The sequence below is a fragment of the Streptomyces sp. CG4 genome (assembly GCF_041080655.1).
Lineage (GTDB): Bacteria > Actinomycetota > Actinomycetes > Streptomycetales > Streptomycetaceae > Streptomyces.
Genome location: NZ_CP163525.1, coordinates 2,729,852 through 2,756,280 on the forward strand (window position 1 = coordinate 2,729,852; position 26,429 = coordinate 2,756,280).

A 26,429-nucleotide genomic window follows, 5' to 3' on the forward strand; every position below is an offset into this window, starting at 1 on the left:
TCAGCTCTTGGCTGTGGCGGCCTTGGGCTTGGTGGCCTTGGCGGCTGCCGGGGCGGGCACCGTCTTGGCGTCGTCGCCGGCCGTGGTGGTGACCGCGGCGTCCGCGCCGGGCTCGGCGGCGGGCTCCTCCGGCCGGACACCGACGCCCAGCTTCTCCTTGATCTTCTTCTCGATCTCGTTGGCCAGGTCGGGGTTGTCCTTCAGGAAGTTGCGCGCGTTCTCCTTGCCCTGGCCGAGCTGGTCGCCCTCGTACGTGTACCAGGCGCCGGCCTTGCGGACGAAGCCGTGCTCCACGCCCATGTCGATCAGACCGCCCTCGCGGCTGATGCCCTGGCCGTAGAGGATGTCGAACTCGGCCTGCTTGAAGGGCGGGGCGACCTTGTTCTTGACGACCTTGCAGCGGGTGCGGTTGCCGACCGCCTCCGTGCCGTCCTTCAGGGTCTCGATGCGGCGGATGTCGATGCGCACCGAGGCGTAGAACTTCAGTGCCCGGCCACCGGTCGTGGTCTCCGGGGAGCCGAACATCACGCCGATCTTCTCGCGGAGCTGGTTGATGAAGATCGCGGTGGTCTTGGACTGGTTGAGCGCGCTGGTGATCTTCCGCAGGGCCTGGCTCATCAGCCGGGCCTGCAGACCCACGTGGCTGTCGCCCATCTCGCCCTCGATCTCCGCGCGCGGGACGAGCGCGGCGACGGAGTCGATGACGATGAGGTCGAGGGCACCGGAGCGGACCAGCATGTCCACGATCTCCAGCGCCTGCTCGCCGTTGTCCGGCTGGGAGAGGATCAGGTTGTCGATGTCGACGCCGAGCTTGCGCGCGTACTCGGGGTCGAGGGCGTGCTCCGCGTCCACGAAGGCGACCTGGCCGCCGGCCTTCTGCGCGTTCGCCACCGCGTGCAGGGTCAGGGTCGTCTTACCGGACGATTCCGGGCCGTAGATCTCCACGACACGGCCGCGCGGCAGACCACCGACGCCGAGCGCGACGTCGAGTGCGGTCGACCCGGTCGGGATGACCTCGATGGGCTCCTTCGACCGCTCGCCCATGCGCATGACCGCGCCCTTGCCGAATTGCCGTTCAATCTGCGCGAGCGCGGCGTCGAGCGCCTTCTCGCGGTCGGTTCCTGCCATGGGTTCCACCCGGTTTGCTTGAGTCGATCGCTTCACGTCAAAGACGCTAACCCCTGCCACTGACAATGCGCCCCGACGCAGGCCGAGCCTGTGGATAACCGAGGGACTTCCTCCCGCGAAACAGGACGAACCCCACCGCCGAAAGCCTTGCCTGAATCTCCATGAGAATAGATGTTCGATTTTCGTGTCAAGCGCACCACCCGCCGCCGGAAGCCGGGGTCCGGCGGCGCCGGCGGGCCGGAAAGCGGCCCGGGCCGGCCGCCGCACGCCTATCGTCGCTCGGCATGACCCACACCGAGACCGAGATCACCGCGGAGTTCGTCCGGGATCTGCTGCGCGACCAGCACCCGGATCTGGCCGATCGCCCGGTGCGGCTCGGCGCGCGCGGCTGGGACAACCAGCTGTGGCGGCTCGGTGACGACCTGGCCGTCCGGCTGCCCTGGGCGACACGGTCCGCGGACGCGCTGCTGCGCAAGGAGTACGCCTGGCTGCCCGGCCTCGCCCCGGGCCTCCCCCTGCCGGTCCCCGTCCCACAGCGCCTCGGCGAGCCCTCCGAGCGGTTTCCGCGCCCCTGGATCGTCACCACGTGGCTACCGGGTTCGCCCGCCGACCGTGCCCCCGCCACGAGGGGCGCGAAGGCGGCCGACGCCCTGGCCGACTTCCTGACGGCCCTTCACAAACCCGCCCCCGACGAGGCACCGGCCGGCCATGGCCGCGGAGGGCCGCTGGCCGGCTGCACCGAACAGTTCACCCGGCAACTCGCCTCGGCCACCGAGCAGGGGCTGGTCCCCGACGCGGAAGCCGTCCACGCGGTCTGGGAGGACGCTGCCGCCGCGCCTGCGTGGTCGGGTCCGGCCCTGTGGCTCCACGGCGACCTGCATCCGGCCAACGTCCTCACCGACGACGGCACCTTCTGCGGCGTGATCGATTTCGGTGACCTCTGCACCGGCGATCCGGCCTGCGACCTCGCCGCCGCCTGGGTACTCCTGCCGGACGGCGCCGCCGACCGCTTCCACGCCGCCTACCGGCCCGCCCCGGACCCCGCGACCCTGCGCCGCGCCCGCGGCTGGGCGCTGCTGCGCGCCCTCAGCGGCCTCCTCATCGGAGAGGCCGGCGTCCACGGCCGCCCGGGCGGCAAGCCCACCTGGGGGCCACCCGCCCGGGCCGCGCTACGACGTCTCCTCGCAACGGCCCGCCGCTGACCACACTCTCAGCCTTCCAGGGCAAACCCTTGAGCTTCGCTGTCACAAGGCGCCGTTCTCCACCACTCGGCACCGCTACTTCCGTTGGCGTACGGCGGATGCCTTCGGCCGGACGACGACCGCGGCGGCCGCTCCCGGGAGCCTTGGCCCATGGAGAATCCGCGCGTCGTCGACCGCCTCTGTCATGCGACGGGGCTCTTTCTCGTCCTGTCCGGTCTCGTACACGTGGTGGTGTTCGCGGTCGACGGCGGCTCCTGGTACGGCCCCGTCTCCTGGCGCAAGCCCATCACCTTCGGGCTCTCCTTCGGGCTGACCCTGATCGCGATCACCTGGGTCACCTCGTATTTGCGCACCGGCCCGCGGCTGCGTTCGGTCCTGCTGCTCGTCTTCGCCGCCGACTGCGCGGTGGAGGTCGGCGGGATCACCCTCCAGGCGTGGCGCCGGGTGCCCTCGCACCTGAACATGGAGACCCCCTTCGACACGGCGGTGTCCATGACGCTCGCGGTGGGCGGCGGTGTCCTGGTCGCCCTGCTCACGTTCTTCGCCGTCGCGTCCTTCCGACACCGGCCGGCAGGTCCGGTCGGCATGCCGCTCGCGATCCGCTCCGGGTTCGCGTTCCTGCTGGTGGCGCTGGCCTCCGGGGCGGCGATGATCGCGCGCGGGGTGGTGCTGACGCGGACCGGCCACCAGGAGGCCGCCTATCACTCGACGGCCCCGCTCAAGCCCCTGCACGGCGTGAGTCTGCACGCCGTGCTCGTCCTGCCCGCACTGGCCTGGCTGCTGTCCCGCTCGCCCTGGAGCGAACGGACCCGCCGACGGATCGTGGCCACAGCCGTCGGCTGTTACGCGGCGGCCGTCGCGAGCACGGGGGTGTGGGCGGTGCTGACGTACTGAAGAAGGCAGTCAGCCCAGGACCGAGACGGCACCGGCCTGCCGCGCCCTCTGAACCTGACCGGCACCCTTCTGAGCCGACCGCCACACGCCCACGCTCCTCCGGCCTGACCAGCACCCGCCTACGACGACTCCTCCGGCTCCAGCTCGGGCTGCGGCGCCCGCAGCCTGCGTATGCGTGCAAGCACCCCGGGGCGCTCGGCCCACGGCGCGCGGCAGCCTGCGCGGCATGCGACCGCCCGGAACGACGGTGTCGGAGGCCTGGGGCCGGTCGGACGGTGTCGTGCCGGTAGCTGCCGCATTCCGGGTCAACGGCTCGTTGTCCTCGTCAGTGCGTGCCACGCGCCAAGTGTCACCGACGCCACCGACAACCGGTGCCCACCTGCGATCTTCGTGACCGACCGGCGCCCTGGGGCGGGCCTCCTCACGGGTGATCAGGGCGTATCGGGCAGGTGCGTCAGCGTCTCGGCACCCCAGTCCCAGAACGCCTCGGCACCACGGCGCTCGACGCGTCAGCGGCGCTCGCCCGGCACCTCCATGACCGTGCAGACCACGCGCCACACGTCCTTCGCGTCCCAGCCGGCGTCCAGCGCCTCGTGCACCGTGCGTCCGCCCAGTTCCGTCATGACGTGATCGCGCGCGAAGGTGTCGGCGTACCCCGAACCGAAGTGTTCCGCCATCCGCTGCCAGAAGACCGTCAACCGCATGACTCCAGTATCCCGCCCCTGGGGGTGGGCCCCGGCCGGGAGCCCTTGCCGAGACCGCTTTCCGTCCTACGGTCTGACGCATGTCCGAAACCGGAGTTCCCCCACTCCCCTCCACGCCCCCGGCGCGCTCTCCGCTCTTCCGCGCCGAGCAGTTCGTGTGGCTCACCGCGCGCGTGCTGGAGCAGCGCCTCTTCGCGTACCACTTCCTGCACGGCACCCCGGACGCGGTGGAAGCGGCGCTGGACGCCTACCGCAACGAAGACGGCGGGTACGGGCACGGGCTGGAGCCCGATCTGCGCGGCCCGGTGAGCCAGCCCCTGCACACCGCGCACGCGCTGCGCGTCCTGGACGCCATCGGGCGCTGCGGCGGGCAGCGGGCCGAGCGGGTGTGCCGCTATCTGACGTCGGTCTCTGCCGCGGACGGCGCCCTGCCGGCGGTCCGTCCGAGCCAGCGCGGGTATCCGACGGCACCGTTCGTCCCGGTCGTCGACGACCCGCCCAGCGAGCTGCTCGCCACCGGACCGGTGATCGGGCTGCTGCACCGCAACGAGGTGTGGCACGCCTGGCTGTTCCGGGCCACCGACTTCTGCTGGCAGGCGGTGGAGTCCCTGGACAAGTCCCATCCGTACGAGGTGGAGGCCGCCGTGGCCTTCCTGGACTCCGCTCCCGACCGCTCGCGTGCGGAGGCCGCGGCGGACCGGCTCGGCCGCATGGTGCGGGAGCAACGGCTCGTGGTCCTGGACCCGGGCCGGCTCGACGCCGGTCCGGTCGCCTCCGGCCATGCCCCGGGCGAGCACCACTTCCCGCACGACTTCGCCAGAAGTCCGGAGTCACTCGCGCGCGCGTGGTTCACGGACGACGAGATGGCCCGCTCCCTGGACCACCTGGCCGCCGAGCAACAGGACGACGGCGGCTGGCCCGTCCTCCCGCACTGCCTGAAGCCTGGGTGGTACGCCCGGCGCGAGTGGGCCCCGGCCCCCGCACTGGAAGCGCGCGCCCTGGTGACGATCGAGGCGCTGCGGACCCTCCGGGCCTACGGCCGCTTCGTGGGCTGAGCCGGCCTGCGCCGCGTTCTGCGGCGACTCCCCGCCCCACGTCCCGCCGCCACCCGCCCCCCGCTCCCTGCTCCCCGCTCCACGGCGTTTTCCCAGGTCAGCGCGATTGTCAGTGGGCGGGTGCAGGATGGACGCATGGTCAGCTCCGCACACCGAGCCCTCGACGGCTTCTCACCCGCGACCCGCGGCTGGTTCACGGGGGCGTTCTCCGCGCCCACCGCGGCCCAGGCCGGCGCGTGGCAGGCCATCGGCGCGGGCTCGGACGTGCTGGTGGTGGCCCCGACCGGCTCGGGCAAGACGCTGGCCGCGTTCCTCGCCGCCCTGGACCAGCTCGCCTCGGCCCCGCCCCCGGCCGACCCGAGGAAGCGCTGCCGGGTGCTGTACGTGTCGCCGCTGAAGGCCCTCGCGGTCGACGTCGAGCGGAATCTGCGCAGCCCGCTGACCGGCATCCGCCAGGAGTCCGTGCGCCTGGGCCTGCCCGAGCCCGAGGTCCGGGTCGGCATCCGCTCCGGCGACACCCCGGCGGCCGAGCGGCGTGCCCTGTCCACCCGCCCGCCGGACATCCTGATCACCACCCCCGAGTCGCTGTTCCTGATGCTGACCTCGGCCACGCGCGACGCGCTCACAGGCGTGGACACGGTGATCCTGGACGAGGTGCACGCGGTCGCGGGCACCAAGCGCGGCGCCCATCTCGCGCTCTCCCTGGAGCGGCTCGACGAGCTGCTGCCGAAGCCGGCTCGCCGGATCGGCCTGTCGGCCACCGTCCGCCCGGTGGACGAGGTGGCCCGGTATCTCTCGCCGCGCCGCAAGGTGGAGATCGTCCAGCCGGAGTCCGGCAAGGAGTTCGACCTGTCCGTGGTCGTGCCCGTCGAGGACATGGGCGAGCTGGGCGGCTCCCCGGCGGCCGACGCCGCGGAGGGCGGTGAGAAGCCGTCGATCTGGCCGCATGTGGAGGAGCGGATCGCCGACCTGGTCCAGTCCCACCGCTCCACGATCGTGTTCGCCAACTCCCGGCGCCTCGCGGAGCGCCTGTGCAACCGGCTCAACGAGATCGCGTACGAGCGGGCCACCGGCGAGACGCTGGAGGAGCATCACTCCCCGGCCCAGCTGATGGGCGGCTCGGGCGCCGCCCAGGGCGCGCCCGCGGTGATCGCCCGCGCGCACCACGGCTCGGTCTCCAAGGAGCAGCGCGCCTTGGTCGAGGAGGACCTGAAGGCCGGCCGGCTGCCCGCCGTGGTCGCCACGTCCAGCCTGGAGCTGGGCATCGACATGGGCGCCGTCGACCTGGTCGTGCAGGTCGAGTCCCCGCCGTCCGTCGCCTCCGGGCTCCAGCGCGTAGGCCGTGCGGGACACCAGGTGGGCGCCGTCTCCACCGGCGTGGTCTTCCCCAAGTACCGGGGCGACCTGGTCCAGGCGGCCGTGGTCACCGAGCGGATGCGCACGGGCTCGATCGAGTCCCTGAGGGTGCCCGCGAACCCGCTGGACGTGCTCGCGCAGCAGCTGGTCGCCATGACGGCGCTGGACACCTGGCAGTTCGACGACCTGCTGGCCGCGGTCCGTCGCGCGGCACCCTTCGCCTCGCTGCCCGAGTCGGCGTTCACGGCGACCCTCGACATGCTCGCGGGCCGCTACCCGTCCGACGCGTTCGCGGAGCTGCGCCCGCGTGTGGTGTGGGACCGCGTGACCGGGGAGATCACCGGCCGGCCGGGCGCCCAGCGCCTCGCCGTCACCTCCGGTGGCACGATCCCGGACCGGGGCCTGTTCGGGGTCTTCCTCGCCGGTTCCGACCCCAAGAAGGGCGGCGGCCGGGTCGGCGAGCTGGACGAGGAGATGGTCTACGAGTCCCGGGTGGGCGACGTCTTCACGCTGGGCACGAGTTCCTGGCGCATCGAGGACATCACCCGCGACCGCGTCCTGGTCTCCCCCGCGCCGGGCGTGCCGGGCCGACTGCCCTTCTGGAAGGGCGACCAGCTGGGCCGACCGCTCGAACTGGGCCGCGCGGTGGGCGCGTTCCTGCGTGAGGTCGGCTCACTGCCCAAGGACGACGCCCGGCTGCGGCTGCTGGCGGCGGGCCTGGACACCTGGGCGGCGGACAACGTGCTGTCGTACCTGGACGAGCAGCGTGAGGCCTGCGGCCACGTCCCGGACGACCGCACGATCGTCGTGGAGCGCTTCCGGGACGAGCTGGGCGACTGGCGGGTCGTCGTCCACTCCCCCTTCGGCGCTCAGGTCCACGCCCCCTGGGCGCTCGCGCTCGGCGCCCGGCTGTCCGAGCGGTACGGCATGGACACGCAGGTCATGCACGCCGACGACGGCATCGTGCTGCGCCTGCCCGACGCCGACCTGATGGGCCTGGACCTGCTCGACCAGGCTCCCATGAAGGCCGGCACGGAGTACGACGCCGAGCAGGCACCCGTCGGCGCCGCGGACGTCGCCTTCGACAAGGGCGAGGTCGACCAGATCGTCACCGACCAGGTCGGCGGCTCCGCCCTGTTCGCCTCCCGGTTCCGCGAGTGCGCAGCCCGTGCCTTGCTGCTGCCGCGCCGCAACCCCGGCAAGCGCACCCCGCTGTGGCAGCAGCGCCAGCGCGCGGCCCAACTGCTTCAGGTGGCGAGCGAGTTCGGCTCGTTCCCGATCGTTCTGGAGGCGGTCCGCGAATGCCTCCAGGACGTCTTCGACGTCCCCGGGCTCGTCGAGCTGATGGGCGACATCGAGTCCCGCAAGGTGCGCCTGGTCGAGGTCACCACCCCGGAGCCGTCGCCATTCGCCCGCTCCCTCCTCTTCGGGTATGTGGCCCAGTTCCTGTACGAGGGCGACTCCCCGCTCGCCGAGCGCCGTGCCGCGGCGCTGTCCCTGGACTCCCGGCTGCTGGCCGAGCTGCTGGGCCAGGCGGAGCTGCGCGAGCTGCTCGACGCCGAGGTGCTGACCGAGCTGGAGCGCGAGCTGCAGTGGCTCACCGAGGACCGCCAGGTCAAGGACGTGGAGGGCGCGGCCGATGTGCTCCGGCTGCTCGGCCCCCTGACCGACGCCGAGTTGGTCGCACGGGGCGCGGATCCGCAGTGGGCGCGCGAGCTGGCCGGGGCCCGCCGGGCCATCAAGGTCCGCATCGCCGGAGCCGACCACTGGGCGGCGATCGAGGACGCGGGCCGGCTGCGCGACGCGCTCGGCACGGCCCTGCCGGTCGGCGTGCCCGAGGCCTTCACCGAGCCGGTGAAGGACCCCCTGGGCGACCTCCTCGCCCGGTACGCCCGTACACACGGCCCGTTCACTTCGGCCACGGCGGCCGCCCGCTTCGGCCTGGGCGTGGCGGTCACCGAGGGTGCCCTGCAACGGCTGGCCGCGAGCGGCCGGGTCGTCCAGGGCGAGTTCCACCCGGCGGGCATCGGCCAGGAGTGGTGCGACTCGGCGGTACTGCGCCGACTGCGCCGCCGCTCCCTGGCGGCCCTGCGCCATGAGCTGGAGCCCGTGCCACCGGCCGCGCTCGCCCAGTTCCTGCCCCAGTGGCAGCACATCGGCAAGGGGCACGGGCTGCGCGGCATCGACGGACTGGTGCGCGCCGTCGAGCAGTTGCAGGGCGCCTCCGTGCCCGCCTCCGCGCTGGAGAAGCTGGTCCTGCCGTCCCGCGTGGCGCACTACACGCCGTCGATGCTCGACGAACTGACCGCCGCCGGCGAGGTGGTGTGGGCGGGCGCGGGCGCCCTGCCCGGCAAGGACGGCTGGGTCTCCCTCTATCTGGCGGACGCGGCTCCCCTGTTGCTCCCGCCGCCCCACCCCCTGGAGCTGACCGCGCTCCACCAGTCCGTCCTGGACGCGCTCTCCGGCGGCTACGGCCTGTTCTTCCGCCAGATCGCCGACCAGGTCCGTGCCACCACCCACCCCGACGCCACCGACCCCCAACTGGCCGACGCGCTCTGGGACCTGGCCTGGTCGGGCCGGCTCACCAACGACACCCTCGCCCCGATGCGCTCGCTCCTGGGATCCGGTCGTACGGCGGGCGCCACGGCTCACCGCGCCAAGCGCGCCGTCCCGCGCGGGCGCTACGGCTCCCTGACGGCGGCGGCGCGCACCGCGTCCCGTACGGGCCCGCCGACCGTCGCCGGCCGCTGGTCACTGCTGCCCACGGCCGAACCGGACGCCACCGTGCGCGCCCACGCCCTGGCCCGCACCCTCCTGGACCGGCACGGCGTGGTCACCCGCGGGGCGGTCGCCGCGGAGGGGATCGAGGGCGGCTTCTCGGCGGTGTACCGGGTGCTGTCCGCGTTCGAGGAGAGCGGTCAGGCGCGGCGCGGCTATGTGGTCGAGGGCCTGGGCGCGGCCCAGTTCGCCATGGACGGTGCCGTGGACCGGCTCCGCGCAGTGGCCAACGCGCGCGAACGCGGCGAGACCCTGACCGCCCCAGCCCGCCAGGACGGCTTGCCCACCTCGGGCTTCCCGGCCGGCTACCCAAGCTCGGCCTTCCCGAACGGCTTCGCCGACACAGCCTTCACCAGCGGCTTCGCCGATCCTGCCTTCCCGGACCGCCTCGGCACGTCCGACAGCGCACCGCACGTCCCCTCACCGCACACCCCCTCACCACACGACCACGCGCTCCCCGGCGGCGGCGACGGCGGATTCGGGCACCCCGGTCTCGACGGAGACCTCACCTGGCCCCCGGCGGACCCCCTCCCCGCCCCCGGCGACCATGTCTCGCCCCGCGACCTCGCCGACCCCTTCGCCTCCCCCGGCTACGGCGGCCCCCGAGGAGGCGGCACCGGCGGCTACGGCGCACCGGCGCACCGGGCGTACGGCAGTGCTCGTACGGGCACGTCCGCGCCCGACCCCCGTGCCGTGATCCTCGCCGCGGCCGACCCCGCCAACGCCTACGGCGCGGCTCTCTCCTGGCCCGAGCCGCCGACCGATGCCGGGCACAAGCCGGGCCGCAAGGCGGGCTCGCTGGTCGTCCTGGTGGAGGGGGAGCTGACGCTGTACATGGAGCGCGGCGGCAAGACCCTGCTGGCCTGGCCCGTCACCACGGACACCGCGGCCCCGGACGACCCCCGTCTCCGTACGGCCGCCGAGGCTCTGGCCGCGGCCGCCCGCGAGGGCTCCCTCGGCACGGTCACCGTCGAGCGGATCAACGGCGCCCAGGCCCTGACCTCGCCCATAGGCACCCTTCTGGAAGCCGCGGGTTTCGTGGCCACGCCACGCGGCCTGCGCCTGAGAGCGTGACGTACGGCCAGGAGCACCGCGCAGCTGAAACTGCCGCGCTGTGCCGTCGTGCGGCTGCGGCGTCATCGTGGCTGGTCGCGGGTGGCTGGTCGCGCCCGCGCGGCGGTAGCCGCATGTCAAACACAGCCCCGCGCCCCTTCGGGGCGCCCCCCCCCCCCCGAGCAGCCGCTCCCTGGACCCCGCCTCCCCCATGGCACCCTGGACGCATGCCCGAAGGTGACACGGTCTGGCAGGCCGCGCGGCGGCTGCACGAGGCTCTCGCGGGCAAGGCGCTGACCCGCAGCGACTTCCGGGTGCCGAAGTACGCGACGGTCGACCTCACGGGCCGTACGGTGCTCGGCACGATTCCGCGCGGCAAGCACCTGCTCACCCGGTTCGAGGGCGGCCTGACCCTGCACACCCATCTGCGGATGGAGGGCGCGTGGAAGGTGTACGGCACGGGCGAGCGCTGGCGCGGCGGCCCGGCGCACCAGATCCGGGCGGTCCTCGGTACCGTCGATCGCACGGCCGTGGGCTATCGCCTCCAGGTCCTGGAGCTGCTGCGCACCGGCGAGGAAGGGCGGGTCGTCGGCCACCTCGGCCCGGATCTGCTCGGCCCGGACTGGGACCCCGAGCGCGCTCTCGCCAACGTGCTCGCCGATCCCGCCCGCCCGCTCGGCGAGGCCCTGCTCGACCAGCGCAATCTGGCCGGCATCGGCAATGTCTACAAGAGCGAGCTGTGCTTCCTGCTCGGCGTCACCCCATGGCTGCCGGTCGGTGCGCTGCCCGCGGATCGCGCCGAGAAGCTGCCCGGGCTCGCCAAGAAGCTCCTGGAGGCGAACCGCGACCGCCCGGTCCGCCGGACCACGGGCCTGCACCGGCACGACCTGTTCGTCTACGGCCGCGCACCCCGCCCCTGCCTGCGCTGCCACACCCCCGTCCGCGTGGCCGACCAGGGCGACGGCTCCCAGGACCGCCCCACCTACTGGTGCCCGACCTGCCAGCCGGGCCCCGCGCCCGCCCCCGGCGCACCTCAGCGCCGGCGCGATCGCCACCCCCGCCGCACAGCCTGACGACGCGCCACGACACCCCGCCTCCAGGGGTGGTGGACGATCCGCACCGCCCCACTAATTGACGATCCGTCAGAAACGCTCGTACCGTCGCTACATGCCCCTCACGGCGTACGACCTCACCGGACGCACCGCATTCGTCACCGGAGCCGCCGGCGGCATCGGCCGGGCCTCCGCCGTGCTGCTCGCCAAGGCGGGCGCGACCGTGCACTGTGCCGACCGGGACGCGGACGGCCTGCACCGCACGGCGGAACTGATCGAGAAACGCGGCGGCACGGCCCGTACCCATGTCCTGGACGTCACCGACCGGGCGGCGCTGGCCGAGGCGGTCCGGTCCTGCGAGCGCCTGGACGTGATGGCGGCGATCGCCGGGATCATGCACAACAGCCCCGTACTGGAGACCCGCGACGAAGATCTCGACCGGGTGCTGAACGTCAACTTCAAGGGCGTGCTCCACGCCTGCCAGGAGGCGGCCCGGCTGATGCTGGCCCGGGACACCCGGGGCAGCATCGTCACCATGGCGTCCGGCGCGGTCGACACCGGCGGCCCCGGGCTGCTCTGCTACGGCGCGGCGAAGGCGGCCGTGGTCCAGCTGACCAAGACGCTGGCCACCGAGATCGGCCGGCACGGCATCCGGGTCAACGCGATCGCACCGGGCTGGGTCCGCACCCCGATGACCGAGCGACATGATCGTGAGGCGCAGGCGCACACCGAGGGCATGATGGCGCGGATGGCGCCACTGGGCCGGGTCGGCGAGCCGGACGACGTCGCGCACGCGGTGCTGTACCTGGCGTCGGACGCGTCGGCGTTCACGACGGGTCAGATACTTCGCCCGAACGGGGGTGTGTCGATGCCCTGGTGACGTCGTCCCCCGCTCGCCAGGCGGCCACCCAGCGCCCCGTCGGCAACGCCCCGTCCGCCCGTCCCTTGGGCACACAGTGCACCGGGAGCAGGCTCAGGCCCCATCCGCCGGCCGCGACGGCCCCTTCCAGCACGCCCGCGCCCTGCCCGAGGGCGAGCCGCAGCACGGCCCACCACCACACGGCCCCCAGCACCAGGGCGACCCCGTAGCGCGCTGTCCGCACCACCATGGCCGTCACCTCCAGCGGGACGCTAGACCGCCGCCCGCGCAGCGCGGGAGGCGCACCGAGGGCTCACCGATGCAGCACCGGCCACACATCAGCGCACCGATCTCGGCCGCAACGCTTACGTCCCTGCCGCCGCATCCCTCCACCATGACCGCACCACCCGGGCCCGGCAAACGGACGCACAAGCAACGCGAGCCGCACACCCGACGGGCGGGAGACGGCAAGGCGAAAGCCCCGGCCGGCGCTCCAGGTCTTCCTGGAGCAGCCGGCCGGGGCTTCACTCGTCTCGGATTGCTAAGCCGCGCACAGACTCACGCGGCGACCACGTCCACCGCCTCGGCGGGCACCTTGATGGTCACCCGTTCCGGTGGCACACCGGTCACCGACACCGAACCCAGCATCGGACGGACCGGCGCAGGCACGGGCTCGGTGGCCCTGGCGGACTGGGCCAGTTCGGCGAGCGCCAGCTCGTCGCTCACTTCCCGCATGAGTTCCGACATCCGTACGTCCAGCGCGTCGCAGATGGCGGCGAGCAGCTCGGAGGAAGCCTCCTTCTGCCCCCGCTCCACCTCGGAGAGATAGCCGAGTGAGACTCGGGCGGACGAGGAGACTTCGCGCAGAGTACGGCCCTGGCGTTGGCGCTGCCGACGCAGCACGTCACCCAGCAGGCGACGGAGCAGAATCATCGGTGGCTCCCTCCTCGGACCGCGTAGCCGCATCCTTCTCGCCCCACCGTACCGCCTTGCGCCGCGGCCGTGCGGGGAGCGATGTCGTGTTCACTCAGGGCTGCAAACATCAAAACCCCCCGTTCCGTTCCGTATCCTGTGCCCGCTCATTCCCGGTGTGTTCGCCCGCAAGCTGCTCAAGGAGCAGTGTGAGCACGCTCCGTACACTCTCCATACGGATTTCCGCACGGCTGCCGTTCAACCGCAGGGCCTCCACTTTTCCGCCACCGGCAGAACCGGGGCGGTCGGTGAGCGGCCCGTCGACGGCCACGAAGACCGTCCCGACGGGCCTGCCGTCCTGCGGTTCGGGGCCGGCGACTCCGGTGGTCGCGATGCCCCAGTCGGCGTCCAGAGCCTTCCGCACTCCGGCTGCCATCTGGCCCGCGACCTGCGGGTCCACCGCTCCTTGCTGCGCCAGCAAGGTGGCGTCGACGCCCAGCAGCTCGTGCTTCAGCGCCGTGGCGTAGGCGGTGACCGAACCGCGGAACACCTTGGACGCTCCGGGAACCGAGGTGATCTCCGCCGCCACCAGGCCACCGGTGAGGGACTCGGCGACAGCGAGGGTCTCTCCCCTCACAGTCAGTAGTCGCACCAGTTCGGTGGCCTGAGCGCTCACGCTTCCTTCTCCTCCAACGCTGCCGCGCGCGCGGCGATTCCCCGCCGCCGCAGCACAATGGCTTGTCTTACGTAGTCGAGGCCGGTGACAACGGTGAGGACGACCGCCACGGCCATCACCCAGAAACGCAGAGTGGCCAGCCATCCCGTGAGCACCAGGACATACATCCCGACCGCCACGCCCTGGGTGAGGGTCTTCAGCTTGCCCCCACGGCTGGCCGGGATCACGCCGTAGCGAATGACCAGAAAACGCAGCAGCGTGATGCCGAGTTCCCGGCCGAGGATCACGGCCGTCACCCACCACGGCAGATCGCGCAAAGCCGACAGACAGATCAGCGCCGCCCCCATGATCGCCTTGTCGGCGATGGGGTCGGCGATCTTCCCGAAGTCGGTGACCAGGTTGTACGTGCGGGCCAGATGCCCGTCGAACAGGTCGGTGATCATGGCGATGGCGAAGGCCGCCCAGGCCAGTGCGCGCCAGGCCGGGTCGTGGCCGCCGTTCGCCAGCATCAGTGCCACGAAGCCGGGCACCAGGACCAGGCGGAGCATGGTCAGCAGATTGGCCACGTTCCAGACGCTCGCCTGGTTGACGGCCGCGGCCGCGATCTTGCCGCCGCGCGCCGGCTTCGCGTCGGCCGCGTTGCCGGAGCCGGGAGCAGGGGCAGAACCGGAGACCTCGGACCGGGCGCCGTCGGCGGCGGGGCCCCGTGCGCCGTGCGCGCCGGAGGAGCCACCCGCGGCGGATGCCGGGACTCCGGTCATCTGCCCGCCTCCTCACTACACCCGAGCGAACCGGTCAGCGGCTCGGCCACCAGGTCGACACCTTCCGTACCGACCACCTTCGCCTCGACCATACGTCCGACGGTGAGGCCCGCGCCGCTCGTGAGCAGCACCTGGCCATCGGTCTCGGGCGCCTGGTGCGCGGCGCGGCCGTAGACGCCCTCTTCCTCGTCGACCGACTCGACCAGCACGCGTACCGATTCGCCGACGCGCTCCTCGGCGCGCTGCGAGACGAGCTCCTCGGCCAGCCGGGACACCCGCGCCAGGCGCTCGGCCACGACGTCCTCGTCCAGCTTGTCGTCGTACGTCGCCGCTTCCGTGCCCTCCTCGTCGGAGTAGCCGAAGACGCCGATGGCGTCCAGGCGGGCGCCGTTCAGGAAGCGCTCCAGCTCGGCCAGGTCCGCCTCGCTCTCGCCGGGGAAGCCGACGATGAAGTTGGAGCGCACGCCGGCCTCGGGGGCCTTGGCGCGAATCGTGTCGAGCAGATCGAGGAACCGGTCGGTGTCGCCGAAGCGGCGCATGGCGCGCAGCACGCCGGGCGCGGAGTGCTGGAAGGACAGGTCGAAGTACGGGGCGACCTTGGGGGTCGAGGTCAGGACGTCGATGAGTCCCGGGCGCATCTCGGCCGGCTGCAGATAGCTCACGCGGACCCGCTCGATGCCGTCGACCTCGGCCAGCTCCGGCAGCAGGGACTCCAGCAGGCGGATGTCGCCCAGGTCCTTGCCGTAGGAGGTGTTGTTCTCGGAGACGAGCATGATCTCCGTCACACCCTGCTCGGCCAGCCAGCGGGTCTCGTTCAGCACGTCGCTGGGGCGGCGGGAGATGAATGAGCCACGGAAGGACGGGATGGCGCAGAAGGAGCAGCGCCGGTCGCAGCCGGAAGCGAGCTTCACCGAGGCGACCGGTGAGCCGTCCAGGCGGCGGCGCAGGGGTGCGCGCGGGCCGGAGGCGGGCGCGACGCCCTGCGGGAGGTCGGCCGGGCCGTGGCCGGGCAGCGCGACCGCGGCGGCCGATTCCTGCCGCTCGGCGGGGCTGATCGGCAGCAGTTTGCGGCGGTCCCGCGGGGTGTGGGCGGCGTGGATGCCGCCGGACAGGATGGTCTGCAGGCGGTCGGAGATGTCCGCGTAGTCGTCGAAGCCGAGCACGCCGTCGGCCTCGGGCAGCGCCTCGGCCAGCTCCTTGCCGTACCGCTCGGCCATGCAGCCCACCGCCACGACGGCCTGGGTTCTCCCATGGTCCTTGAGGTCGTTGGCCTCGAGGAGGGCGTCGACGGAGTCCTTCTTCGCGGCCTCCACGAAGCCACACGTGTTGACCACGGCGACATCGGCGTCCGCGGCGTCCTCGACGAGCTGCCAGCCGTCCGCCTCCAAACGGCCTGCGAGCTCCTCCGAGTCCACCTCGTTACGGGCGCAGCCAAGAGTGACGAGTGCGACGGTACGGCGTTCAGGCATGGGCTCAAGACTACTTCGTCTCACTGACAGCCCACGTCGACGGGGTTGGCTGATCTTGGCCGACTCCGTCGCACAGGCGCTTCCGAAGGGGCCGGTCAGCCCGCTACCGGATCGCCCTTCGTGTAGGTCAGGCGCTCCACGGCGCCCGGCTGGAAGTTGTCGTCGATCTTCTTGCCGTTGACGTACAGCTCGATCGCGCCGGCGTCGCCGAGGATCAGGTTGATCTTGGAGCTGTCCTGGAAGGTCTTGGACTCGCCCTTCTTGAGCAGCCCGTCGAAGAGCATCCGGCCGTTGTGGTCCTTGGCCGAGATCCAGCTGCGTCCGTTGGGCGCACTGACCTGGACGGTCACCTTGTCCTGGGGCGCCGCCGCGATGGCGCTGTCGGAGGGTTCGGTGCTCGGTGCGGCGGGCTTGTCCTTCTTCGGCGGGGCGGAGGCCGACTTGCTGGCGGCGGGCGTGCTGCCCTCGGCGACCTGCGACTTCGCATCGCTTCCGGAGTCGCCGCCCTTCACCATGGTGAAGCCGACGAAACCGATCACGACGACGATCGCGGCGACCATGGCCGCGGTCCAGTTGGGCCCGCGCCGCTCGGGCCGGATCCGCTCGGCCTCGAACAGAGGTGCTGCCGGGGTGGGGGCGGGACGCCCGCCGTGCTCGGCGTCGAACTGGGCGATCAGGGGAGTGGGATCGAGATGGACGGCCTTGGCCAGCGTACGGATGTGCCCGCGGGCGTACACGTCGCCGCCGCACGGGGTGAAGTCGTCCGCCTCGATGGCGTGCACGATGGCGATGCGGACACGAGTGGCACTGCTGACGTCGTCCACGGTGAGCCCGGCCGCGATCCGCGCCTCCTTGAGGGCGTGGCCCACGGAGACACGGGCTTCCTGGGACTCGTCTCGGAACGGACGCTCGTCTTCAGGGGATTTGCCGATGGACACGGGGGCGCCTTTCGAGCGTGTAGCCACCTGTGCTGGAAGTTCAGTCTAGGGGTGGTACGAAAGGGTGGGGCAACCGGGCGGTGGGACTTTGTACGCCATCGGAATGGCCGGACACGCCGAGGGCTGGACAAGACGTACCCCAGGATGAGATGCCTTCCTGTCCTCTCGCTCAACTTGACGTACGAGAAAGGGAAACGGTTGCCCGCCGATCTCTAACGGGTGGATCACGACGATGAGGCCACCCGGCGTAACCGGCGTCCGCCGGGCGACCCTTCGCCCTATTCCTCCCCCCGAATCAGCGCGAGCACGCCGTCCAGCTCATCAGGCTTCACAAGAACGTCACGTGCCTTGGAGCCCTCGCTCGGCCCCACGATGTTGCGGGACTCCATGAGGTCCATGAGCCGCCCGGCCTTGGCGAAGCCGACGCGCAGCTTGCGCTGGAGCATGGAGGTCGACCCGAACTGGGTGGAGACGACCAGTTCGGCCGCCTGGCACAGCAGGTCCAGGTCGTCGCCGATGTCCTCGTCGATCTCCTTCTTCTGCTTGGTGCCGACCGTGACGTCGTCCCGGAAGACCGGCGTCATCTGGTCCTTGCAGTGCTGGACGACGGCCGCGACCTCGGCCTCGGTGACGAACGCGCCCTGCATACGGGTCGGCTTGTTCGCGCCCATCGGCAGGAACAGGCCGTCGCCCTTGCCGATCAGCTTCTCGGCGCCGGGCTGGTCGAGGATGACCCGGGAGTCGGCGAGCGAGGAGGTCGCGAAGGCCAGCCGGGAGGGCACGTTGGCCTTGATCAGACCGGTGACCACGTCGACCGAGGGGCGCTGGGTGGCGAGCACCAGGTGGATGCCGGCCGCGCGCGCGAGCTGTGTGATGCGCACGATCGAGTCCTCGACGTCCCGGGGGGCGACCATCATCAGGTCGGCCAGCTCGTCGACGATCACCAGCAGATACGGGTACGGCTGCAGCTCCCGCTCGCTGCCCTCCGGCGGCTTGGCCTTGCCGTCGCGCACCGCCTGGTTGAAGTCGTCGATGTGCCGGTAGCCGTAGGCCGCGAGGTCGTCGTAGCGCAGGTCCATCTCGCGGACGACCCACTGCAGCGCCTCGGCGGCCCGCTTGGGGTTGGTGATGATCGGCGTGATCAGGTGCGGGATGCCCTCGTACGCGGTCAGTTCGACGCGTTTGGGGTCCACGAGGATCATCCGGACGTCCTCGGGAGTCGCCCGGATCATGACCGAGGTGATCAGGCAGTTGATGCAGGACGACTTGCCGGAGCCGGTGGCGCCCGCGACCAGCATGTGCGGCATCTTCGCCAGCGAGTGCATCACGTACCCGCCCTCGACGTCCTTGCCGAAGGCGACCAGCATCGGATCGTCGTCCTCGGCGGACTCCGCGAGGCGCAGCACGTCGCCGAGGTTGACCATCTCCCGGTCGGTGTTCGGGATCTCGATGCCGACCGCGGACTTGCCGGGGATGGGGCTGATGATCCGCACGTCCGGGCTGGCGACGGCGTACGCGATGTTCTTGGTCAGCGCGGTGATCCGCTCGACCTTCACGGCCGGGCCGAGCTCGACCTCGTAGCGGGTGACCGTCGGGCCGCGGGTGAAACCGGTGACGGCCGCGTCCACCTTGAACTCGGTGAAGACCTGGGTGAGCGAGGCGACGACCGCGTCGTTGGCCTCGCTGCGCGCCTTGCCAGGACCGCCGCGCGTGAGCAGGTCCAGCGACGGCAGCGCGTAGGTGATGTCCCCGGCGAGCTGGAGCTGCTCCGCGCGCGGCGGCAGGTCGCGGGGCTCCTCGGGGGCCTTCTTGGTCAGGTCGGGGACGGTCCCGGGCTGGATTTGCTCCTGCTTGGGGCGCGCGGCCGGCACCGGGGACGGCGCGGGCGCGGGGGTCGGTACCGGAGTCGTCTCCTCGCGGTCGCCGATGCTGACGCCCTGGGTGAGGTCGGCGACCAGCGGCGAGGGCGGCATGCCGTGCAGCACCGCGCCGTCGAGCGCCGCGGCGGCGGCCGCGGCGACGTCCACGGCGTCCATCTGGCGCTGCGGATCCGGCTGGGGCACCGCGGAGCGCCTGGGGCGGCCGCGGCGCTGCGAGAGGGCCTCTTCCTCGGCGCCGTCGGGGTCGTACGACTTGGGGGCGGACGAGCGCTTGCGGGGGCGCGCGGGCAGCGCTTCGCGCCACTGCTCGTCGTAGCGCTCGTCGTCCTCGCTGAAGTCCTCCGCCTCGTGGTCGTGCAGCACGCCCAGGCGTACGCCGAGCGCGCGCAGTCGCTGCGGGATGGCGTTGACCGGGGTGGCGGTCACCACGAGCAGGCCGAAGATCGTCAGCAGCGCCAGCAGGGGTACGGCGAGGACATCGGTCATGGTGTACGTCAGCGGGGTGGCCGCCGCCCAGCCGATGAGGCCGCCGGCGTCCCTTATGGCCTGCATGCCGTCGCTGCGCGCGGGCGAGCCGCAGGCGATGTGGACCTGGCCGAGCACCCCGATGACGAGCGCGGACAGGCCGATCACGATCCGGCCGTTGGCCTCCGGCTGCTCCGGGTGCCGGATGAACCGTACGGCGATCACCGCGAGCAGTATCGGGACCAGGAGGTCGAGCCGGCCGAAGGCGCCGGTGACGAGGATCTCCACGAGGTCGCCGACGGGGCCCTTGAGGTTGGCCCAGGTGCCGGCGGCGACGATCAGGGCGATGCCGAACAGGAGCAGTGCGATGCCGTCCTTGCGATGGGCCGGGTCGAGGTTCTTCGCGCCCCGGCCTATGCCGCGGAAGAGGGCGCCGACGGCGTGCGCGACACCGAGCCAGAGGGCGCGCACGAGCCTGTACACGCCCCCGGTGGGGCTGGGTGCCGGCTTCGGCGCGGCCTTCCTGGCCGGTGCCTTTTTGGCAGGCGCCTTCTTGGCCGCCGCCTTCTTCGCTGCGGCCTTCTTCGCCGGAGCCTTCGAGGGAGCGGCCGCCTTCTTCGCGGGCTGCTTCTTGGCTGCGGAGGGACGTGAGGCCATGAGTGTGAGGTTACCGGGGGAGACGACGGCGGACACGTGTGCCCACAGCTTCACCCGATCGTGTCGCCCTTGCCGGAGACCGGAGCTGACGCGCACTCATGGGCAACCGCCGTCCGGGCGTAAGTCAGTTCTGCACCGGCACCGAGGAACCGCTCGGGCCCGCGCCCGGCTCCAGGGCGTCCAGTGCGCGCCGCAACCCGGTGAGTTTGCGCTCCAGATGGGCCGCCGTGGCCACCGCGGCCGCGTCCGCCGAATCGTCGTCCAGCTGCTTGGACAGCGCCTCGGCCTGCTCCTCGACGGCCGCGAGCCGCGCGGACAGCTCGGCGAGCAGCCCGGCGGACTCCTTGCCGCCGACCGCGCCCTTGCCGCCGCCCTCCAACTGCAGCCGCAGCAGTGCCGCCTGCTCGCGCAGCTGGCAGTTCTTCATGTACAGCTCGACGAAGACCGAGACCTTCGCGCGCAGCACCCACGGGTCGAACGGCTTGGAGATGTAGTCGACCGCACCCGCCGCGTAGCCCCGGAAGGTGTGGTGCGGGCCGTGGTTGATCGCCGTCAGGAAGATGATCGGGATGTCCCGGGTCCGCTCGCGCCGCTTGATGTGCGCGGCGGTCTCGAAGCCGTCCATGCCCGGCATCTGGACATCCAGCAGAATGACCGCGAAATCGTCCGTGAGCAGTGCCTTGAGTGCTTCCTCCCCGGACGATGCCCGCACCAGCGTCTGATCGAGCGCCGAGAGGATCGCCTCCAGCGCCAGCAGATTCTCCGGCCGGTCATCGACCAGGAGGATCTTGGCCTTCTGCACCATGGCCCGCCCTCCTCGCCCCGGCGGTACACCGGGCGCCGCCCCAGGGGACGACTCCCTTTCGCCGCCCGTCCTTGTGCCGGTCATCGTAGCCGCACCCCGCCTGTCGCCACACCCTGTCACCGCGATGTCACTGTGCTCGTAGCGGAAACGCGGCGGAGGCCGGGATGGTTCCCGGAATACGGCATTCCCATACGTGCGCTGCCACCTTAAGTCGTACGTTCGCACTCACCTCAAGTGGGCAACTCCCGACACACGCCGAGGGTTCCCCGGGTGTTCACATCGCGGTGGACCGATCTCGTCACTTCCCACCCATCCACTGCTGCATCACGGCCAGGAGATGATCCGGGTCGACCGGCTTGGTCACGTAGTCCGAGGCGCCGGACTCGATCGCCTTCTCCCGGTCGCCCTTCATCGCCTTCGCGGTCAGCGCGATGATCGGCAGCCCGGCGAACTGCGGCATCCGGCGGATCGCCGTGGTCGTCGCATACCCGTCCATCTCCGGCATCATGATGTCCATCAGCACGACCGCCACGTCGTCGTGCTGTTCCAGCACCTCGATGCCCTCACGGCCGTTCTCGGCGTACAGCACCGAAAGCCCGTGCTGCTCCAGGACGCTGGTCAGCGCGAACACATTGCGGATGTCGTCGTCGACGATCAGCACCTTCTCGCCGCCGAACCGCACCGGGCGCGCGGAGTGCGGCGCGCCCTCCTGCCCGGGGACCGCCACCCACTGCTCGGTGCGCAGCTCCCCCTGCGGCAGGCCCCGCCGGCGGCGCCGGAAGAGCGCCGCGGGACCGTTCTGCGTCTCCCGGTACGACTTCACCTCGGCCGGCGTCTCGACCTCCACGGCGGACAGTTCCGAGGACTCCTGCGCCTCGGAGGCCAGCAGCTCGCCGGCCTCCAGCTGGGGCACGGACTGCTGGTAGCCCTGCGGCGGCAGTTCGCTCGGGTGCAGCGGCAGGTACAGCGTGAACGTCGAGCCGCGGCCGGGTTCGCTCTGCGCGTGGATCTCACCGCCGAGCAACTGCGCGATCTCCCGGGAGATCGACAGACCGAGGCCGGTGCCGCCGTACTTGCGGCTGGTCGTGCCGTCCGCCTGCTTGAACGCCTCGAAGATCACCCGCATCTTGCTGGCCGCGATCCCGATGCCGGTGTCCGTCACCGAGAACGCGATCAGCGGCGCCGCCGGGTCGGTCAGCGAGCCGGTCTCCAGCAGCTGCTCCCGGATGCGCACCGGTACGTCCGCACCGGCCGGCCTGATGACCAGCTCCACCGAGCCGGAGTCGGTGAACTTCACGGCGTTCGACAGCAGGTTGCGCAGCACCTGCAGCAGCCGCTGCTCGTCGGTGTGCAGGGTCGCGGGCAGCTCCGGGGAGACCCGTACGGACAGATCCAGGCCCTTCTCCGCGGTCAGCGGCCGGAAGGTGGCCTCCACGTAGTCCACGAGCTGTACGAGCGCGATACGCGTCGGCGAGACGTCCATCTTGCCCGCCTCGACCTTCGACAGGTCGAGGATGTCGTTGATCAGCTGGAGCAGATCGGAACCGGCGCCGTGGATGGTCTCCGCGAACTCCACCTGCTTCGGCGAGAGATTGCCCTCGGCGTTGTCGGCCAGCAACTTGGCCAGGATCAGCAGCGAGTTGAGCGGCGTACGCAGCTCGTGCGACATGTTGGCGAGGAACTCGCTCTTGTAGCGCATCGACACCGCGAGCTGCTCGGCGCGCTCCTCCAGGACCTGCCGGGCCTCCTCGATCTCGGTGTTCTTCACCTCGATGTCGCGGTTCTGCCGGGCCAGCAGCTCGGCCTTCTCCTCCAGTTCGGCGTTGGAGGCCTGCAGCGCCTTCTGCCGGTTCTCCAACTCGGCCGACCGCTCACGGAGTTGCTCGGTCAGCTCCTGCGACTGGCGCAGCAGCTGCTCGGTCTTGGTGTTGACCGAGATGGTGTTGACGCTCGTCGCGATCATCTCGGCGATCTGGTTGAGGAAGTCCTTCTGGATCTGCGTGAACGGCGTGAAGGAGGCCAGCTCGATCACACCGAGCACATTGCCCTCGAACAGCACCGGCAGCACGATCACCTGCGCGGGCGGGGCCTCGCCGAGCCCGGAGGAGATCCTCAGATAGCCGCTGGGCGCGTTCTCCACCAGGATCGTGCGCTTCTCCTGGGCGGCCGTGCCGACCAGCGCCTCACCGGGCCGGAACGACGTCGGCATGGAGCCCATCGAGTAGCCGTACGAGCCCAGCATCCGCAGCTCGTAGGGGTCCGCGCCGGCAGCGGCGTCCTTGCCCTCCATGAGCGGCATCGTCAGGAAGAACGCGCCGTGCTGCGCGGACACCACCGGCGTCAGCTCGCTCATGATCAGCGAGGCCACGTCCTCCAGATCGCGGCGGCCCTGCATGAGGCCGGAGATGCGGGCCAGGTTGCCCTTGAGCCAGTCCTGCTCCTTGTTGGCGATCGTGGTGTCGCGCAGGTTGGCGATCATCTTGTTGATGTAGTCCTGCAGTTCCTGGATCTCGCCGGACGCGTCCACGTCGATCTTCAGGTTCAGGTCGCCACGGGTCACCGCGGTCGCCACGCGCGCGATGGCACGCACCTGCCGGGTCAGGTTCCCGGCCATCTCGTTCACGGACTCGGTCAGGTCCCGCCAGGTGCCGTCGACGTCACGCACACGTGCCTGGCCGCCCAGCTGTCCCTCGGTGCCCACCTCGCGGGCCACGCGCGTGACCTCCTCGGCGAAGCTGGACAGCTGATCGACCATCGTGTTGATCGTCGTCTTCAGCTCGAGAATCTCACCGCGGGCGTCAATGTCGATCTTCTTCGTCAAGTCACCCTTGGCGATGGCCGTGGTGACCATGGCGATGTTGCGCACCTGACCGGTCAGGTTGGACGCCATCTGGTTCACGGACTCGGTGAGGTCCTTCCAGGTGCCGGCCACACCCGGTACATGCGCCTGACCGCCGAGGATGCCGTCCGTGCCCACCTCGCGGGCCACCTTGGTGACCTGGTCGGCGAACGAACTCAGCGTCTTCACCATGGTGTTGAAGGTGTCGGCCAGCTGCGCGACCTCGCCGCGCGCCTCGATCGTCACCTGCCGTGTCAGGTCGCCGTTGGCCACCGCCGCCGCGACCTGGGAGATGTTCCGCACCTGCATGGTCAGGTTGTTGGCCATCAGGTTGACGTTGTTGCTCAGGTCCTTCCAGATACCGGTGACGCCCGGTACGTGCGCCTGACCGCCCAGAATGCCCTCGGTGCCCACCTCACGGGCCACCCGGGTCACCTGCTCGGCGAAGCTGGACAGTTGATCAACCATGGTGTTGACCGTCGTGACCAGCTCAAGAATCTCGCCCTTGGCGTCAACCGTGATCTTCTTCGACAGGTCGCCCTTGGCCACCCCCGTCGTGACCTCGGCGATGTTGCGCACCTGGATGGTCAGGTTGTTCGCCATGAAGTTCACGGACTGCGTGAGGTCCTTCCAGGTGCCGGAGACACCCTGCACCTCGGCCTGACCGCCGAGGATGCCCTCCGTACCCACCTCGCGGGCCACACGCGTGACCTCCTCCGCGAACGACGACAGCTGGTCGACCATCGTGTTCAGCGTGTTCTTCAGCTCCAGGATCTCCCCGCGCGCGTCCACGGTGATCTTCTGGGAGAGGTCACCGCGGGCCACGGCGGTGGCGACCTGCGCGATGTTGCGCACCTGAGCCGTGAGGTTGCCGGCCATGCCGTTCACGGAGTCGGTCAGATCCCGCCACACACCCGCCACACCGGGCACCTGCGCCTGACCGCCGAGGCGGCCCTCCGTACCCACGTCACGCGCCACCCGGGTCACCTGGTCGGCGAAGGCGGACAGCTGGTCGACCATCGTGTTGATCGTGTTCTTCAGCTCAAGGATCTCGCCGCGCGCGTCGACGTCGATCTTCTGCGACAGGTCACCGCGCGCCACGGCCGTCGTCACCTGGGCGATCTGCCGCACCTGCGAGGTCAGGTTGCCGGCCATGAAGTTGACGGAGTCCGTCAGCTCCTTCCAGGTGCCCGACACGCCGTCCACCCGGGCCTGACCGCCGAGGCGGCCCTCCGTACCCACGTCCCGGGCCATCCGCGTGACCTGGTCGGCGAAGCTCGACAGCTGGTCCACCATCGTGTTCACGGTGTTCTTCAGCTGGAGCATCTCGCCGGAGACGTCCACAGTGACCTTCTGGGAGAGGTCGCCGTTGGCCACCGCCGTGGTCACCTGGGCGATGTTGCGCACCTGTCCGGTGAGGTTACGGAACGCGGTGTTGACGGAGTCCGTCAGGTCCTTCCACGCACCGGCGGCACCGGGCACCTGCGCCTGACCGCCCAGCTCGCCCTCGACGCCGATCTCCCGCGCGACGCGGGTCACCTCGGCACCGAACGCCGACAGCTGGTCCACCATCCCGTTGACGGTGTTCTTCAGCTCCAGCATCTCGCCCGCGACGTCGACCGTGACCTTCTGCGACAGATCACCGCTGGCCACGGCGGTCGTCACGGTGGCGATGTCACGCACCTGCGTGGTCAGGTTCCGGAACACCGTGTTGACGGAGTCGGTGAGGTCCTTCCAGGTGCCGGCCGCGCCCGGCACGTTCGCCTGGCCGCCGAGCCGCCCCTCCGCGCCGACCTCGTTCGCCACGCGCGTGACCTCGTCCGCGAAGATCCGCAGCGTCTCGGTCATCTGGTTGATCGTCTCGGCGAGCTGCGCCACCTCGCCACGCGCCGGAACCGTCACCTTCTGCGACAGGTCACCACTGGCGACAGCGGTCGTGACCTGCGAGATCCCCCGCACCTGTGCGGTGAGGTTGCCCGCCATCGTGTTGACGGAGTCGGTCAGCTCCTTCCACACACCGGCCACACCCGGAACCTGTGCCTGACCGCCCAGGATGCCCTCGGTGCCCACCTCACGGGCGACCCGGGTCACCTCGACGGAGAAGGACGACAGCTGCTCCACCATCGTGTTGACGGTGTTCTTCAGCTCCAGCATCTCGCCGGCCACATGCACGGTGACCTTGCGTGACAGATCACCCCGCGCGACCGCCGTGGTGACCAGCGCGATGTCGCGCACCTGCGCGGTCAGCCGGTTCGCCATGGTGTTGACGGACTCGGTCAGGTCCTTCCACGAACCGGACATACCGCGCACACGGGCCTGACCGCCGAGCTTGCCCTCGGTGCCGACCTCGCTGGCCACGCGCGTGACCTCGTCCGTGAACGTCGACAACTGGTCGACCAGGTTGTTGACGGTACGGCCGACCTTCAGGAACTCGCCCCGCAGCGGATGCCCGGTGCCCTCGTCCGGGGCCTGCGTGCGCAGCTCCATGCGCGGCGACAGATCGCCCTCCGCGACCGCCGTCAGCACCCGGCTGACCTCCGACACCGGCCAGACCAGATCGTCCACCAGCGCGTTGGAGGCGTCGATGGCGGACGCCCAGGAGCCCTCGCAGGCCCCCGTCTCCAGCCGTTCCGTGAGTTTTCCCTCACGCCCCACCATGCGCCGCACCCGGGACAGCTCACCGGTCAGGTGCATGTTCCGGTCGGCCACCTCGTTGAAGACGGCCGCGATCTCCGACATCACGCCGTCCCCGGACACCGTGAGCCGCTTGCGGAAGTTCCCGTCACGCATCGCGACGAGCGCCGTCAGCAGCCGGTTCAGGGCAGCCGTGTCCACGGCAGTCGTACTGCCGCGCCTGCCCAGGGACGGTCCGCCTTTCGCGCGCGTCTTCGTGCCACGCGTCGCCGCGCCAGACTCCACTGTGTCCCTCCCGGAGGGGTAGACCGT

At 71.2% G+C, this 26,429-nt stretch carries 17 protein-coding genes; 6 read left to right on the forward strand and 11 right to left on the reverse strand.

The window, feature by feature from the left end; translation table 11 throughout:
* A complete protein-coding gene (gene recA, locus AB5L52_RS12375; protein WP_351016300.1) occupies positions 1 to 1,128 on the reverse strand; it encodes a recombinase RecA in 1,128 nt (375 codons plus the stop codon).
* Between the two features lie 284 nt (positions 1,129 to 1,412).
* Between recA and AB5L52_RS12380 the strand changes: the two genes are divergently transcribed.
* Together AB5L52_RS12380 and AB5L52_RS12385 are read left to right on the forward strand one after the other, a co-directional pair.
* Positions 1,413 to 2,330, forward strand: coding sequence for an aminoglycoside phosphotransferase family protein (locus tag AB5L52_RS12380; protein ID WP_369363986.1), 918 nt, complete (start codon positions 1,413 to 1,415; stop codon positions 2,328 to 2,330).
* Between the two features lie 150 nt (positions 2,331 to 2,480).
* Positions 2,481 to 3,224: a hypothetical protein gene (locus AB5L52_RS12385; protein WP_369363988.1), complete on the forward strand. Its 744-nt coding sequence runs from the start codon at positions 2,481 to 2,483 to the stop codon at positions 3,222 to 3,224.
* Between the two features lie 509 nt (positions 3,225 to 3,733).
* Here the strand turns inward: AB5L52_RS12385 and AB5L52_RS12390 are convergent.
* A complete protein-coding gene (locus AB5L52_RS12390) occupies positions 3,734 to 3,928 on the reverse strand; it encodes a DUF3046 domain-containing protein (RefSeq protein WP_351016309.1) in 195 nt (64 codons plus the stop codon).
* Positions 3,929 to 4,008: 80 nt separating this feature from the next.
* Between AB5L52_RS12390 and AB5L52_RS12395 the strand changes: the two genes are divergently transcribed.
* The 4 genes from AB5L52_RS12395 to AB5L52_RS12410 all read left to right on the forward strand — a co-directional run bounded on the left by AB5L52_RS12395 (position 4,009) and on the right by AB5L52_RS12410 (position 12,102).
* Positions 4,009 to 4,983: a hypothetical protein gene (locus tag AB5L52_RS12395; protein ID WP_369363990.1), complete on the forward strand. Its 975-nt coding sequence runs from the start codon at positions 4,009 to 4,011 to the stop codon at positions 4,981 to 4,983.
* 135 nt (positions 4,984 to 5,118) lie between these two features.
* Entirely contained in the window at positions 5,119 to 10,191 is a 5,073-nt protein-coding gene (locus AB5L52_RS12400) for an ATP-dependent helicase (protein ID WP_369363993.1), read from the forward strand.
* 206 nt (positions 10,192 to 10,397) lie between these two features.
* Complete coding sequence (locus tag AB5L52_RS12405; protein ID WP_351564142.1) at positions 10,398 to 11,243, forward strand: DNA-formamidopyrimidine glycosylase family protein; 846 nt, start codon at positions 10,398 to 10,400, stop codon at positions 11,241 to 11,243.
* A 94-nt stretch (positions 11,244 to 11,337) separates the two neighbouring features.
* Complete coding sequence (locus AB5L52_RS12410) at positions 11,338 to 12,102, forward strand: SDR family NAD(P)-dependent oxidoreductase (RefSeq protein WP_369363995.1); 765 nt, start codon at positions 11,338 to 11,340, stop codon at positions 12,100 to 12,102.
* Here the strand turns inward: AB5L52_RS12410 and AB5L52_RS12415 are convergent.
* The 9 genes from AB5L52_RS12415 to AB5L52_RS12455 all read right to left on the reverse strand — a co-directional run bounded on the left by AB5L52_RS12415 (position 12,050) and on the right by AB5L52_RS12455 (position 26,402).
* Entirely contained in the window at positions 12,050 to 12,331 is a 282-nt protein-coding gene (locus tag AB5L52_RS12415; protein WP_351564146.1) for a hypothetical protein, read from the reverse strand. The genes AB5L52_RS12410 and AB5L52_RS12415 overlap by 53 nt on opposite strands.
* 308 nt (positions 12,332 to 12,639) lie before the next feature.
* The gene (locus AB5L52_RS12420) at positions 12,640 to 13,014 is read right to left on the reverse strand and encodes a helix-turn-helix domain-containing protein (protein WP_369363997.1); all 375 of its coding nucleotides are present in this window, start codon (positions 13,012 to 13,014) and stop codon (positions 12,640 to 12,642) included.
* A gap of 109 nt (positions 13,015 to 13,123) precedes the next feature.
* Complete coding sequence (locus tag AB5L52_RS12425; protein ID WP_351016326.1) at positions 13,124 to 13,669, reverse strand: CinA family protein; 546 nt, start codon at positions 13,667 to 13,669, stop codon at positions 13,124 to 13,126.
* Complete coding sequence (pgsA, locus tag AB5L52_RS12430) at positions 13,666 to 14,430, reverse strand: CDP-diacylglycerol--glycerol-3-phosphate 3-phosphatidyltransferase (protein WP_369363999.1); 765 nt, start codon at positions 14,428 to 14,430, stop codon at positions 13,666 to 13,668. Before pgsA ends, AB5L52_RS12425 begins: the two co-directional genes overlap by 4 nt.
* The gene (gene rimO / locus AB5L52_RS12435) at positions 14,427 to 15,899 is read right to left on the reverse strand and encodes a 30S ribosomal protein S12 methylthiotransferase RimO (RefSeq protein ID WP_369364001.1); all 1,473 of its coding nucleotides are present in this window, start codon (positions 15,897 to 15,899) and stop codon (positions 14,427 to 14,429) included. Before rimO ends, pgsA begins: the two co-directional genes overlap by 4 nt.
* A gap of 95 nt (positions 15,900 to 15,994) precedes the next feature.
* Positions 15,995 to 16,837 (reverse strand): helix-turn-helix domain-containing protein, encoded by an 843-nt coding sequence (locus tag AB5L52_RS12440; RefSeq protein WP_369364002.1) that lies wholly within the window; start codon positions 16,835 to 16,837, stop codon positions 15,995 to 15,997.
* A 278-nt stretch (positions 16,838 to 17,115) separates the two neighbouring features.
* Complete coding sequence (locus AB5L52_RS12445) at positions 17,116 to 19,839, reverse strand: DNA translocase FtsK (RefSeq protein ID WP_369364004.1); 2,724 nt, start codon at positions 19,837 to 19,839, stop codon at positions 17,116 to 17,118.
* A 124-nt stretch (positions 19,840 to 19,963) separates the two neighbouring features.
* Positions 19,964 to 20,644, reverse strand: coding sequence for a response regulator (locus AB5L52_RS12450; protein WP_351016341.1), 681 nt, complete (start codon positions 20,642 to 20,644; stop codon positions 19,964 to 19,966).
* A 298-nt stretch (positions 20,645 to 20,942) separates the two neighbouring features.
* The gene (locus AB5L52_RS12455; protein ID WP_351016344.1) at positions 20,943 to 26,402 is read right to left on the reverse strand and encodes a HAMP domain-containing protein; all 5,460 of its coding nucleotides are present in this window, start codon (positions 26,400 to 26,402) and stop codon (positions 20,943 to 20,945) included.
* Positions 26,403 to 26,429: the final 27 nt, after the last annotated feature.

Coding starts and splice junctions, on each gene's coding strand:
- AB5L52_RS12445 (WP_369364004.1), bottom strand. CDS start 19,839: ATGGCCTCACGTCCCTCCGCAGCCAAGAAGCAGCCCGCGAAGAAGGCG.
- recA (WP_351016300.1), bottom strand. CDS start 1,128: ATGGCAGGAACCGACCGCGAGAAGGCGCTCGACGCCGCGCTCGCGCAG.
- AB5L52_RS12390 (WP_351016309.1), bottom strand. CDS start 3,928: ATGCGGTTGACGGTCTTCTGGCAGCGGATGGCGGAACACTTCGGTTCG.
- AB5L52_RS12385 (WP_369363988.1), top strand. CDS start 2,481: ATGGAGAATCCGCGCGTCGTCGACCGCCTCTGTCATGCGACGGGGCTC.
- AB5L52_RS12395 (WP_369363990.1), top strand. CDS start 4,009: ATGTCCGAAACCGGAGTTCCCCCACTCCCCTCCACGCCCCCGGCGCGC.
- AB5L52_RS12400 (WP_369363993.1), top strand. CDS start 5,119: ATGGTCAGCTCCGCACACCGAGCCCTCGACGGCTTCTCACCCGCGACC.
- pgsA (WP_369363999.1), bottom strand. CDS start 14,430: ATGACCGGAGTCCCGGCATCCGCCGCGGGTGGCTCCTCCGGCGCGCAC.
- AB5L52_RS12420 (WP_369363997.1), bottom strand. CDS start 13,014: ATGATTCTGCTCCGTCGCCTGCTGGGTGACGTGCTGCGTCGGCAGCGC.
- AB5L52_RS12410 (WP_369363995.1), top strand. CDS start 11,338: ATGCCCCTCACGGCGTACGACCTCACCGGACGCACCGCATTCGTCACC.
- AB5L52_RS12450 (WP_351016341.1), bottom strand. CDS start 20,644: ATGGTGCAGAAGGCCAAGATCCTCCTGGTCGATGACCGGCCGGAGAAT.
- AB5L52_RS12380 (WP_369363986.1), top strand. CDS start 1,413: ATGACCCACACCGAGACCGAGATCACCGCGGAGTTCGTCCGGGATCTG.
- AB5L52_RS12415 (WP_351564146.1), bottom strand. CDS start 12,331: ATGGTGGTGCGGACAGCGCGCTACGGGGTCGCCCTGGTGCTGGGGGCC.
- rimO (WP_369364001.1), bottom strand. CDS start 15,899: ATGCCTGAACGCCGTACCGTCGCACTCGTCACTCTTGGCTGCGCCCGT.
- AB5L52_RS12405 (WP_351564142.1), top strand. CDS start 10,398: ATGCCCGAAGGTGACACGGTCTGGCAGGCCGCGCGGCGGCTGCACGAG.